General features: G+C 44.8%; 15 protein-coding genes. 2 read left to right on the top strand and 13 right to left on the bottom strand.

What is annotated here, in order from left to right; translation table 11 throughout:
• Positions 1-52: 52 nt before the first annotated feature.
• The 7 genes from AB4Z08_RS25935 to AB4Z08_RS25905 all read right to left on the bottom strand — a co-directional run bounded on the left by AB4Z08_RS25935 (position 53) and on the right by AB4Z08_RS25905 (position 8,160).
• Entirely contained in the window at positions 53-607 is a 555-nt protein-coding gene (locus AB4Z08_RS25935) for a sigma-70 family RNA polymerase sigma factor (protein WP_441576689.1), read from the bottom strand.
• Positions 608-773: 166 nt separating this feature from the next.
• Positions 774-4,004 carry a S41 family peptidase gene (locus AB4Z08_RS25930; RefSeq protein ID WP_441576688.1) on the bottom strand — a complete coding sequence of 1,077 codons (3,231 nt, stop codon included), beginning with the start codon at positions 4,002-4,004 and terminating at the stop codon, positions 774-776.
• Positions 4,005-4,182: 178 nt separating this feature from the next.
• On the bottom strand, positions 4,183-4,335 hold the full coding sequence (locus tag AB4Z08_RS25925) for a hypothetical protein (RefSeq protein WP_441576687.1): 153 nt from the start codon (positions 4,333-4,335) through the stop codon (positions 4,183-4,185).
• A 20-nt stretch (positions 4,336-4,355) separates the two neighbouring features.
• Positions 4,356-5,354: a DUF4185 domain-containing protein gene (locus AB4Z08_RS25920; protein ID WP_441576686.1), complete on the bottom strand. Its 999-nt coding sequence runs from the start codon at positions 5,352-5,354 to the stop codon at positions 4,356-4,358.
• A gap of 140 nt (positions 5,355-5,494) precedes the next feature.
• Positions 5,495-6,103, bottom strand: a complete 609-nt coding sequence (locus tag AB4Z08_RS25915; RefSeq protein ID WP_441576685.1) for a sterol desaturase family protein — start codon at positions 6,101-6,103, stop codon at positions 5,495-5,497.
• Between the two features lie 311 nt (positions 6,104-6,414).
• Positions 6,415-7,197 carry a helix-turn-helix domain-containing protein gene (locus AB4Z08_RS25910; RefSeq protein ID WP_441576684.1) on the bottom strand — a complete coding sequence of 261 codons (783 nt, stop codon included), beginning with the start codon at positions 7,195-7,197 and terminating at the stop codon, positions 6,415-6,417.
• Positions 7,198-7,278: 81 nt separating this feature from the next.
• Positions 7,279-8,160, bottom strand: coding sequence for an oxidoreductase (locus tag AB4Z08_RS25905; RefSeq protein WP_441576683.1), 882 nt, complete (start codon positions 8,158-8,160; stop codon positions 7,279-7,281).
• Between the two features lie 43 nt (positions 8,161-8,203).
• Between AB4Z08_RS25905 and AB4Z08_RS25900 the strand changes: the two genes are divergently transcribed.
• Complete coding sequence (locus AB4Z08_RS25900; protein ID WP_441576859.1) at positions 8,204-8,482, top strand: helix-turn-helix domain-containing protein; 279 nt, start codon at positions 8,204-8,206, stop codon at positions 8,480-8,482.
• Between the two features lie 80 nt (positions 8,483-8,562).
• Here the strand turns inward: AB4Z08_RS25900 and AB4Z08_RS25895 are convergent, their stop codons facing one another.
• The 6 genes from AB4Z08_RS25895 to AB4Z08_RS25870 all read right to left on the bottom strand — a co-directional run bounded on the left by AB4Z08_RS25895 (position 8,563) and on the right by AB4Z08_RS25870 (position 11,427).
• Positions 8,563-9,066 (bottom strand): hypothetical protein, encoded by a 504-nt coding sequence (locus AB4Z08_RS25895; protein ID WP_441576682.1) that lies wholly within the window; start codon positions 9,064-9,066, stop codon positions 8,563-8,565.
• Positions 9,063-9,806 carry a hypothetical protein gene (locus AB4Z08_RS25890; protein WP_441576681.1) on the bottom strand — a complete coding sequence of 248 codons (744 nt, stop codon included), beginning with the start codon at positions 9,804-9,806 and terminating at the stop codon, positions 9,063-9,065. The genes AB4Z08_RS25895 and AB4Z08_RS25890 overlap by 4 nt, the downstream gene beginning before the upstream one ends.
• Positions 9,807-9,880: 74 nt before the next feature.
• Positions 9,881-10,237 carry a hypothetical protein gene (locus AB4Z08_RS25885; RefSeq protein ID WP_441576680.1) on the bottom strand — a complete coding sequence of 119 codons (357 nt, stop codon included), beginning with the start codon at positions 10,235-10,237 and terminating at the stop codon, positions 9,881-9,883.
• 47 nt (positions 10,238-10,284) lie between these two features.
• Positions 10,285-10,659 carry a hypothetical protein gene (locus AB4Z08_RS25880; protein WP_441576679.1) on the bottom strand — a complete coding sequence of 125 codons (375 nt, stop codon included), beginning with the start codon at positions 10,657-10,659 and terminating at the stop codon, positions 10,285-10,287.
• Between the two features lie 104 nt (positions 10,660-10,763).
• Positions 10,764-11,057, bottom strand: coding sequence for a YciI family protein (locus AB4Z08_RS25875; RefSeq protein ID WP_441576678.1), 294 nt, complete (start codon positions 11,055-11,057; stop codon positions 10,764-10,766).
• A 1-nt stretch (position 11,058) separates the two neighbouring features.
• Positions 11,059-11,427: a VOC family protein gene (locus AB4Z08_RS25870; RefSeq protein WP_441576677.1), complete on the bottom strand. Its 369-nt coding sequence runs from the start codon at positions 11,425-11,427 to the stop codon at positions 11,059-11,061.
• Between the two features lie 92 nt (positions 11,428-11,519).
• Between AB4Z08_RS25870 and AB4Z08_RS25865 the strand changes: the two genes are divergently transcribed.
• Positions 11,520-12,350 carry a helix-turn-helix domain-containing protein gene (locus tag AB4Z08_RS25865; protein WP_441576676.1) on the top strand — a complete coding sequence of 277 codons (831 nt, stop codon included), beginning with the start codon at positions 11,520-11,522 and terminating at the stop codon, positions 12,348-12,350.
• Positions 12,351-12,353 lie beyond the last annotated feature (3 nt).

The following is a 12,353-nucleotide window of genomic DNA, read 5'->3' as shown; positions in this document are numbered from 1 at the left end:
GGTCGTTACCCTACCTCCGGAGAAAAAATATTTTTTGAGGGGGCTTTCTTTATTAAAACAGGGCGTGAAAATAGTTCCGGAATTGCAGGCGTAGTCGCTGCAGGGCTTTGGTGATATGCTTTTCTACCGCTTTCTCGGAGATATTGAGTTCGGCGGCAATTTCTTTATTGCTCAGGCCTATATTACGGCTATAGTCAAATACGATCCGGCATTTTTCAGGTAATTGCTGCAACTGCTCCTGCATGGATTGTTGCAGAAAATGCAATTCGGTAGTATCATCTGTTACGGCCTGAACGGCTTCCGGTACCGCTTCCATGGCGGTAACAGGGATGAGCTTAGATAATTGGGTAAAGACTGCATACCGGTTGGCCGTAGCCAGATAGGCAGGTAAAGATCTGATAATGGTTTGCCCTCTGCGCTGCCACAGGCCCGTGAGCACATCCTGTACTACATCCTCCGCCAGTTCCCGTGAACGCAAACGATCATAAGCCAGTACATACAAGCGTTTCCAATACCTGTTGTAGATTTCTGTAAAGGCGTGGTGGTCATCATTGCTCATCATCTGAACCAGCGCGTCATCCCCATAATTGGCGTAATCGGTCATCATCTCTTACTGTAATACTTTTATGGCCGGCAAAAAATGAATGGTTGATAATTTAAAAGATTACATATTAACGTAAAGCTAAGGTTTCGTACAAATAGAAACAATACCCTGTAAATAAAAAGCCCCCGGAGCTGAATACTCCGGGGGCCTGCATACAAATTATTAATTTTTACTTTATCTCCGCCAACATCTCTTTCACGGCTGCTTCCAGCTGCGCATCCTTCCCTTCCAGGAATTCTTCATAACGGAGTGGCACACGGATATCCGGTTCTATCTGTAAATTTTCTGTAGGGCGGCCTTCTTTACCGATGGTGCCTACCATTGGAATACCGAATACCATGGTAGGATCTATCTGGGTTTCCCACCATACGGCTGTACCGGTGCCAGGTACCGGCATACCTACCAGTTTACCGATATTACCTTGTTTATAAACATAGGGGAAGATATATGCATCGCTATAGTTCCCTTCACTCATCAGTACACAGCTCGGCGCCTGCCATTGACCGGTAGGTTCACCGCCATTGAGTACCTGTCCCTGTGGTGCAAACTTCAGATAGTTTTTACCGCTGAGGAAGTTATACAGGTCATCGTGCAGCCATCCGCCGCCATTGAAGCGGGTATCCACGATCAGTGCTTTTTTATCCTTGTTGCGGCCCATTACTTCATCGTATACGGAGCGGTAGCTGGCATCGTTCATACCCTGTACGTGTACATATCCTACCTTGCCATTGCTGAGTTTATCTACCATGGCGCGGGTATTGTTTACCCAACGTTTATACATGAGCGTAGTTTCTTCACCGGCAGTAATAGGCTTCACTGTTTCTTCCCAGCGGGCTTTGGTATCCGGGTTGTAGATGCTGATGAGGATATTGTTACCTGCTTTACGATTTAACAGGGATGCCCAGTCTGATTTTGTGGTAATGCTTTCGCCATCGATTTTTTCGATGATATTACCTTTTTTCAGTTTGCTGGCAGCTTTATCAAATGGTCCACCGGCAATGATGTCATCTACTTTCAGACCATCAGCGGTGGAGCTTTCATCGTACAGTAATCCCAGCGTCGCGGTGTTATCGCCATTTACTGGTTGTGGCGAGAAACGGCCACCGGTGTGGGAACCATTCAGTTCACCCAACAGTTCACTGAGCAATTCTTCAAAGTCGTAATTGTTGCTGATATACGGAAGGAAGCGGGCGTAATTATCGCCATACATTTTCCAGTCGATGTTGCGGATAGTAGGATCATAGAATTTCTCTTTCACCTGTTTCCATGCATGCCAGTAAATATATTTGCGCTCTTCATCCTGGTTGAGCGACAGTTCTGTGCTGATAGATACCGGCGTAATTTTTCCGCTGCCGGTTTCTACTTTCACTACGCTGCCACGGTTGCTGACGAACAGGGTATTACCATCTTTACTAAGTGCGATGCTGCCTGGCGTACCACCCAGTTTAGCCAGGATCTTGGTTTCTCCTGTTCTGGGTTCTGTCATCCACAGATCATAACCTTTTTCAAAAGAGGCCATGTAATAGAGTTTGCTGGCATCTTTGTTCAATACATAGTCGCTGATAGAAGCGCTGTTGATGGTTAATTTAACTCTCCTGTTTTCCAGGTTGTTAAAATCCGGCTGGAAGTTCTTTTTGGTGTCGGCAGAATCTTTTGCTTTGAGAGCAGAGTCTTTTGCGGCTTTACCCCCGGTCGCTTCTTTTTCTTTCAGCAGGTTAAATTCATCTTTCGACAGTTTGTATTTATCGAATGCTTCCTGGTCGAAGAATACGGCGTAGATATCTACTTCGCGGCTACCTTGTTTGGCGAGGGATTTGCGTCCTTCGCGATCACTGGCCCAGGTAAGCATTTTACCGTCGGCGGCCCATTTGCTGCTGCCTTCGCCGAAACCGCTCTTCACCGGGTAAACAGTGGTTTCTTTTCCTTCTGTTGAAATCAATGCGGCATTGGCAGAGAAGAAGTAGCCCTGCTGATCATCGGTCAGGATCCATTTGCCATCCGGGCTCCATTCGAAGCTCCAGTCGCCATCGGAGTAGGAATGATTGTGACCTGTTGGTAACAGCGTACGTGTTTTACCGGAAGCGATGTTAAATACTCTCAGCACATTGCGGTTTTCTACGTAGGCAATTTCTTTGCCGTCAGGAGAAAACAGGGGCTGAAACTCTTCTGCAGCCGTGGCAATCACCGGTTCTTCCTTCAGCAGGGTGGAAGCAAAAAAGTAGGGTTCTTCCTTACGTACTTTGGTAGTCTGGTAGATGTCCCAGTTGCCGTTGCGTTCCGCGGCATAGATCAGCTTCCTGCCATCGGGCGACCATTGCACCATTCTTTCCTGTTGCGGGGTGTTGGTGATGCGTTTGGTGATGTTACCTTCCACGCTGGTCACAAATACTTCTCCACGGGCAATGAATGCCATTTCCTTGCCATCAGGACTCATTGCGAATTCGGTGACGTTACCACTAACCGGTACATTCTTCACGATGCCAGCACGACCATCGTTGAAGATGCTCACTTCCAGTTTACGGGGTTGTTCCCCTTCTTTCAGCGTATATATTTCACCGTTATAGGTAAATGACAGGGTATTATTATCTGCTTTAGACAGGTTACGCACCGGATGCCTGGTGAAGCTGGTGAGCTGCTGCATACTGTTTTTATCGGTCAGTGATGCTTTAAAGAGGTTCTGTGAAATACCTCCTTTTTCGCTGAGATAATAGATATCATTACCATTACCGAAGACAGGCTCCCTGTCTTCCCCTTCGTACGCAGATACCTTATCATAGCTGCCTTTGGCGATATCCATCACCCAGATATCTCTTGTAACGGAAGATACATGGTGTTTGCGCATTGGATCCTCGTATCCTTTCCTGTCCTGGAAAATAATTTTATTACCGGCTTTGTTATAATGAGCTACGTCAGCACCGGCAGCGCTGATCAATACAGCGCGGCCACCATTAACGGGCACGGTATACATGTTTCTGAACAGGCGGTAAGGAAACCTTACGCTGGCAGCAGGGGCATTACGGGCACTTCCAAAAAGTACCTGTTTGTTATCTGCTGTAAAATCATAGGGAAAATCACCTGCACTGTTAGTGGTGAGTCTTACCGGCGTTCCACCGGTAGCGGGCATTACAAACACATCGAAATTGCCGTAACGATCACTTGCGAAGGCAATGTATTTACCATCATGGCTCCATACCGGCAGCATGTCGTGTGCTTCGTGAATGGTCAGCGGTACCGCTACCCCACCTTTGACATCTACCCGGTAAATATCTCCCTTATAGCCGAAGGCAATGGTATTACCATCTGGCGAGATAGTGGGATTCCTTAGCCACAATGCGTTTTCCTGGGCATAGGAGGTCGCCACCATGAGCATGGCAGCACACCCGAATAATAGTTTCTTCATAAGCGCTGTTTAGTATTCTGTTGATAAGCAGCTATAGAAAGCCGATCCGCCAAAATATAAAAAGGAAAGCGCTTTTCAAGCAGGATAAGGATAAATGGCCTTAAACGGTTAACAGAGGCGGAAGCCCTGCTGTTTTGTCCGCAGACAACCCCTTCCTAACCATTCATGAGCAGGCCCGTTATTGCTGCGGGAAAACTATTTTAATAAAGCGTGGCCGGTAAAGGTTAGGATGCTGTGGCAGCACATGAAAGAAATCGAAGGAATTGACATTGTAACTGATCAGGAGTTCACCTGGTTTTGACAAATGCGGATGTGCCTTGGCATTATACACAAAAAAATGTTTGTCCTCTTTTACTTCCGGGCATTCCCATATTTTAATAAAATAATGGGGCCAAAAGGCCCTGCAGGCGTTAATCCCAGCCGCAAACCCACAGCAGTTCCCATACCATCTACCTGGAATACAAGGGCATAACGTCCATCCTTTAGTGGCGTCAGGCTCAGTTCATTGGAAGCATGTTCCGTGACAGCAGCCGCCTGGCGTATGTCTGCATTCCACTGATGGCCATCCCAATAGCGCCATCTCCCGAAATTTTCCACCTCCGCTACCGGCACCCTGGCCACCAGCACCGCCTTCTCCTGCCCTCTTACCCCATACACATATACATACCCATCCGGATAGGGCGCACCTGCCTCTTTTGTATTCACAAATACGGCGCCGCCAAAAGACCCACTCCCATGGCTACTATCTGCCGGCAGAAACAGCGGGGTATCTATTTGCCGGTATGCTTTAAACGGCGGTTTACTACCCGCTGGTAATACGATTAACACATTCCCTACTTCTGCAAAACCAAAATCCTCCCGGCTGATATTCCGGATACGATACGCAAAGATGTACGTGTTATGCTTCACAGCAGCATTTACAAAACCGTCTCCCAGCCAATAGTAATCATCTTTGCCTGCTGCCGGCGTATGCGGTTCAAATAAAGTAGCCGGCCGCCCTTTGCTATCCAAATTCCAATAGAAACGAATATTTTTCTCCAGTGGCGCATTTCCATTAAGGATAGCCACGGAATTGTGGATCATAGAAAATCCCGGCTGGAGTTTACCGGCTTTGATATCGCCGGTCATGGTATCGCTGAACAGGATCAGGGTACTGTCATTTGCATGTGCCGTATCTACGCCATTCATGGGAATGGTAAAAATGCCATCGCCTCCAAACCAGCCGGAGTGGCGGGTAAACAAGTTGTTCCATTCCGTTGCAGACACTACTTTGTAGTCCAGTTGCGTGAGTTCAGGCAAACTGTCGCGGTGCGTGGTAAATCCACAGAGTAGCAGGAGTAATGTTTTCATAGCTATGGTAAAATAGCATATTTTTTTATGCAGAAAGCAAAAGGCGGAAAGCAAAAAGCTATCGAAGCGAATAACCACAGTGAAACTAATATTATATTAATCATTCGCTTCGATAGCTTTTTGCTTTCCGCTTTCTGCTATCAGGAAAACATCGTCTTAAATACCCGATCCCAGAGCGTAGAGCTGACACCAAAACCCAACTCTTCATTTTTGTAATGATGGAGATGATGATTGCGCCAGAGTGGCTTTAGCCACCTGAATGGCGGCGCCCAGGCGTGGATGGCATAGTGCATGCTGCCGTACATCAGGTAACCGGACATAAAGCCAGGGAAAAATACAAATGCGTTGTGCCCCATGAACAAATAAAAAATGGAAAAGAGAAAGGAAGAGATGATCACGCTGGGGACCGGCGGCATAAACAGCCGTTGTTTATCGCGTGGATACTCATGGTGATTACCGTGCATGGTATAGGTCAGCTTTCGGGCCCTGGGATTTTCACTTACCCAATGAAACACGAACCGGTGGGCCAGGTATTCGAAGAGTGTCCAGCCCAGCACCGCCAGCAGGTAAACAAGGATGATCCTGATATAACTATAACCGAGCGTTGTTTTGCTGTAATACAGCATATACCCGATCACAGGCAAGTACATACCGAAAATAACAATGGGATGGGTTTTCGTCAACAGCTCCAGGTACCGGTTACTGAAGATCTGCGCCTGTCCTTTGTTGTGTACTTTCTCAAATTTCATATCCTGATATTTAGTGCGAGTTACAAAAATGCCTTGTCGCCGTGGTTTAGCCAGCTATTTTCTCATGAGTTGTTGTATTAACCAGGTGAATTGTAGAAAAAAGCGGTTCATCTGCGGGGGCATGGTTTTACGGGATTCGGGTATTGTGGCTGAGTAGCCCGGCGTCTTCTTTTGTCACCGGAGAAAGTATACTGGTGGATGGAGGTTGGGCTATTGGTAGGCAACAGTTGTAAGTTGGAGCGGAAAGCAAAAAGCTATTGCAGCGAAGATGAAAGCGCTGCAATAGCTTTTTGCTTTATGCCGTACGTTTATTACACTGCCGATGGCGCCACGCCATACGCTTTTTTAAATGCAAAAGAAAAGTGAGAGAGATCTTCGAAACCTACTTCCAGGTATACGTCGGACGTTTTTCTTCCTTTCTCCTTAATCAGGTAATAAGCTTCCTGCAAGCGCTTTTGCTGTAACCAGCGACTGGGAGAAGTATGAAATATTTTTTCGAAGTCACGCTTAAAAGTAGCCAGACTTCTGCCTGTTAAATAAGCAAATCGTTTCATGGCGACATTGAAGTGGAAATGCTGTAGCATAAAAGCTTCCAGGTCTATCTTGCCAGGCTCGCTGAAGTCGAACAACACATTTTTTAATTCCGGATTAACCTTCAGCAAAATCAAAATTGCTTCCTTTAATTTCAGCTTCACCAGGTCATCGTTTCCCGACTCATTCAGCGTATCATACGGTTGCAATGATTGCATATAGCTTTTATAAAGTGGATCCGATTTCAATGCGGTCACCACAGGGCTTACCACTTGTTTATCGGCGGTATAGCCATATTCCATGCTAAAGTCCCGGAGGGTTTCCTCTTCCAGATAAACGGAGATGGTTTTGAACTCCCCGTTTTCCGGTGGTTGCTTCAGGAACTTAACCAGATTATTGCGGCGAATGAATCTGAATGCCCCTTCATTACAGACATGGGCATCCTTGCCGTCATTGAAAATGAGCGACCCGGAGATCTGGTAAGTGAACACATGTACCGGCACAAACTGCTCTCCCTCCCTGGTCCTGTTGACATAACAGGAGTATACTATTTGCTTCGACATATGACTACAATATAATTGTTTTCGGCTTCACCTATTCTGCCTGTATATATACGCTGCCAACCAATATCCGATTGTTTAAAGTTAGCGTTTCGCGGTAATTGTCCGGCCCAATTCTGTTTCCAGGAAATTCACTGCGTCATCATGATCTGTTGAAACAGTTACTGGTAGCCATTCTTCAAATTCCGCCGTACGCACTGCATCCGCCTGTTTCAAAATACCTGCTGCCTCACTGCCTAATAACAGGTGTACCGGAGGTGCCGGATGATCAGCCAACTCTACCATCACCTTAGCTGCCTTGTCAGGATCTCCTACCGGCACATAATCTCCTTTTCTCAGGAAGTTAATTACCCAGTCCACCGTAGATTCATACCCTTCTACTTTGGGTGCATAGGTCATAGAAGTACCACCCCAGTCTGTACGGAAGCCCCCCGGTTCCACGGACGTAACGAATATGCCCAACGGCGCCACTTCTTTCGCCAACGCCTCCGTAAAACCACTCAGACCAAACTTAGCCGCCTGGTACATCGTTAAGCCAAAATTGCCTACCCGTCCGCCGATAGAACTGATTTGCAGGATACGGCCGGAACGCTGTTGACGCATATAAGGTAATACCGCGCGGGTAATCGCTATCGGTGCATAGAGGTTTGTTTCCAATTGGCTACGCACCTGTTCTTCTGTATACGCTTCCGCCGCACCGGTGATACCGAAGCCGGCGTTGTTGACAAGCACATCTATCCTGCCGAAATGCGCGATGGCCTTTGCCACCGCCTCCTGTATCTGCGCATTATCTGTCACATCCAGTTGTATAGGGAGGATCTGATCTCCGTATGTAGCCGTGAGGTCATTTAATTGTTCGGGGTTTCTGGCGGTAGCCACTACACGGTCGCCTTTTGCCAATACTACCTGTGTGAGGCTACGTCCGAGTCCCCGGGAACTTCCTGTGATAAACCAAATCTTTGTCATAGTTTTTTTTGTTTTTGCTTTGACAAAGGTCGGTGGGAATTGGATGCGGGGTTTTGTTGTGGAGCTCAAATGTGGTTTGTTGGGGAGCTCAGGGTATTTATGGTCTGTTTGCAAGCATCGAAGTGATCAATATAATATAGTGGCTACTTTCGTTAAAAGAGTAAGAGAGTGCAGGGAAGCTAAAAGCCTTTCCCAGCAGGAGCTGGCAAAACAAATGAAGACTTCTTATACTGTTGTTGGTAAGTATGAACGTGATGAGAAGTGTATCCTCTATGCTCTAGATGCCATGATCAATAATGTAAAGTTCAAAGCTATTCAATAAAATAAATATCCATAAATAGCAAAACCCGGTCACTACAATTGACCGGGTTTGTTATTTATGGATAATCTTTGTAGCATTATTTATTGATCAAGGTAATCCATAAACTCATCTTTTACTTTAGCAATATGCTTCATTGGTACTTGTGCTACATTTAAATTCTCTAAATAATTAATTTGCTCTTTAGACATATCCTTATTAGTTGACCATACAATGTTACAAACATCTTCCTTTACATAAACAATAGCTGTAACGTCAGAAAACTGTTCTCCCAAAAAAAATGTAAAACGTTCATAACGGTCAAGTTGATTATAGTCGCTATCTGTCCATTCTCCAACTTCAGCATGAAGGACCAATACAGTGGAAAATATTTCTGTCACACTTTTATCATCAAAACTAGCATCATATAAATCATCTCCAGCATCAAGTATGGCATCTAAAGAACTTAACAATGGATCTATTTCTTTAGCTTTCTTAAAACTGCCAAAAACTTTCCCCTTTAAAAATAATTTAAGCTTAGCTACATTTTTAGCTTTATTATAATCTGCAATTTCTATCGCAAAATCATTTGCATTACCTATTATCATGGTATTTTATTTTTATTTGAATCAGGATGATTAGGCCCCTTTGGATTTTCCGGACGCAAAAACTTCTTCGTCCAATCATTTCCAAAATTCGCACGTAACCATTTAATTCCAGCATTTATTCTTGCTCTATCACTGGTAGACCTACTTTTATTATCTACTCTGGTCGTATATTTAATATCTGAACCTTTTGAATTCAACTCAATAATCGCCGTTTCCGCACCTTTAATAATATAACGATTTGCCTTCCCATGAATCGTTATCAGGTTTTTTACGCGCTCGTGTTTGGCATCATATCTACCAGGAACACTTCCATTCTTTTCAAAAGCAGTTTTAGTAATCCCAAAATATGCAATTGCAGATTTTCCCTTAACAATACCTGAACTGATCTTATCAGAACTTGCTGTTTCATAAAGATAATAACCATCATCTCCATTATCTTCTTTACGGAGGTTCTGTTGTGGATACAACGCGCCATCCAATGTGGCTACATCATAGAAGGTCCGCGTGATCTGAGAATTAGTGCCCGACACATGGAATAGGTTCAAATCAGCATCCGTCACAAATCCAGACATCCCAATATTCCGCGCAGGTATTTGTTTACGCGCGAATTTCTTGTTGCTTATCTCCTCCATCGTATCCCAGAGTGCATTGAAATTGACGAGGTCTGAATATTTCACAAAATTTAGTTGGGTATCTTTAAGACTTTCGATAGCGGCTATCCGGGATAGGATCCATTTCATGCCTTCAGTATTATTAACATGCAAAAGAAAAACGATTTCATAGTTTGGTATTTGCAGCGGCAGGGATAAACCGCTTATACTTCCATAGGATCCCGGACAGGCAGCATTATATAGCCCAGGTTACACTCCGTTTCACCACCAGTAAAAAACAAAAACGCATGCGTTGGAAAAATAAATGTATGAAGTAAAACTTTGTCTTCCTGATATTTCGATAAATTTTTCAGCACATGATCAAACTGTTCTTTCTGTTGTTCACTTCTTTCCACTACATCCCGTCTAAGTTGGTATAAACTATGCATACGAATCCTATCCCCGGTAATTACCCGGTAGTTTAAGGATTCGGCCATTGATTCAAACACAATTTCATGCCCTTCTGCCTGGGATATAAGCTGCTTCAACAGCAACAGCATAAGGCTACTATTCCCTTTCATTCTTTACCCTGATTAAATACCATAGTTAGCACACCACCTCTATTTCATCATCTCAATTCCCTCACCGTAATCTGCTCTTCCTCTCCCATCATCCAGGAATCACCTTTCACGGTCACCTGATCGCCTGCTTTCACTGTTTTGTATTGAGAAGGATCCTTTAGATTAGCATGGCTCACAGTGGCGGAATACACTTTTCCATCTTCGCTTACTACTTTGGCAGTATAACCATCTTTCCCGCTTACTACTTCTTTTACTTTACCAGTGATTTCCTTTACCGGCTTTTCATTTTCGGCGGGCGTGGCGGGTGTTTCCTTTATAGTAGCAGAATCGCTGGCGGGTTGTTTGGGAGGTGCCTGGTTACAGGCAGTCATCAGGGACACAGCCAATACAAAAATACCCGGGGTTATCATGTGTTTTTTCATAGCAATTGATTTGTGCGTAAATATAATCCTAATGGGAAGATATCATATTAAAATAAAAAATCCCTTCATCGCTGAAGGGACTGCGTCCACTTGATAAAATGACGTTAGCGCCGGATCAACCCCAGCTCCATTGGCAATAGCTCATTTGTAAAGCTTCCGGCAAGAATGGCCGGGTCCTGCGCCGCAACCTGCCGGGCGCTATCTTCCGAATCGACTTCTATGATGCCGAGTCCATATACGCCGGCTGGATCGAATACAGGTCCAAACACAACGGCTATACGCTTATCCGTCAAAGCTGTCCAGTAAGCAATATGCCGGTCCATCGTTTCTTTTTCTTCCGCAGTAATATCCAGGTGAAATGTTGGACGGGGCGGGATTAATTTATACAGGTAGTACATGTTATTGATGTTGTAAGCCTATTTTGTTACCGTCTATATCTTTGAACATGCCTACGTAGCCGGCGCCTTCTCCCAGGAAAGTTTTTTCCATCAGCACTTGTCCGCCTGCAGCATCTACGCGATGGAGAATTTCATTGAGGTCTTTACCTCCATCCAGGTAAATAAGTATGCCCGTTGCTGCCGGCTTGTAATTGGCTCCCTGCACCAAAGCTCCGCTGTTGTAAGTATCTTCTGTGGGAAACAAAGCGTATTGCATTCCGTTCATCTCCATCTGGCTAAATGTAAGCGCGTTAAAAATAGTGCTGTAAAACGTAGTAGCCCTGCCGATGTCGGCAACGGGAATTTCTACCCAATTGATCAAATGTTTCATGATGCGGTGTTTTGAAACAAAATTGGTGTATCGGCGAGAGATAAAATTGTAAAAAACGGAAGTACCCCGTACTTTTGTTAAAAGGCAGGAACATGCATCTCCGCTGCTACGCCATACACCCCTTGTTAAAAGAATATATCCTGCGGATATTTCTACTGGAACACGACAGCAATTTAAAAGAAGAAGATTTAAAGCTCATTGTCCCTAATGGCTTGCCGAAAATCGTTATTCCATTCAGCAATGGTATCAGCAGTATTATCAATGGTGTTCATCAGTGTTCCGGAGAAAAAAAGCTTACGCTAATCGGGAATTCAGATGTGTATTCTCACGTGTCACAGACCTACGACAGCGGCTTTCAGACAATTGGAATAGAATTCAGTCCCAGGGGAGCGTATCGTTTTTTCCGTTTTGACCTTGAGGAAATCGCCAATTGCGCCATGACATTTGACACGGTATTTGGCAGCAAAACAAATGAATTGCAGGAGAAAATCAATGACGCGGAAACGGTGGATACCTGCATCCATATCCTGCAGGAATTTCTTCTTAAAAATCTGGATATAACAGCAGAAGATCCGCTGATTACCTGCCTCGTAGAACAGATCATGCAAAAACAGGGAATGTTATCGGTAGGTCAACTCGAAAAAATATCCGGTTACAGTAGTCGTTGGCTGCGTATGAAATTTTTGCAGAAAGTAGGCATCTCCCCTAAAGCATTTACGTCTGTCGTCCGGTTCCAGCAATTTTATAGCATCTATACCCAGCAGGCGGATATCCGGCAATTATCAAAGGAGTTCTATCATTACTATTACGACCAGTCTCATTTCATAAAAGATTTCAGGAAATATACCGGCTTGCCACCCGGCAAATTTCATCAACAGGAAAATGAGTACGGGAGAATATTTTATAAAAACAGGCCCTTCTGATAC

Origin of the sequence: Chitinophaga sp. RAB17, assembly GCF_052114225.1 — a bacterium.
In the GTDB taxonomy this organism is placed as follows: Bacteria; Bacteroidota; Bacteroidia; order Chitinophagales; family Chitinophagaceae; genus Chitinophaga.
This window is presented reverse-complemented; position numbering and strand designations above follow the sequence as displayed.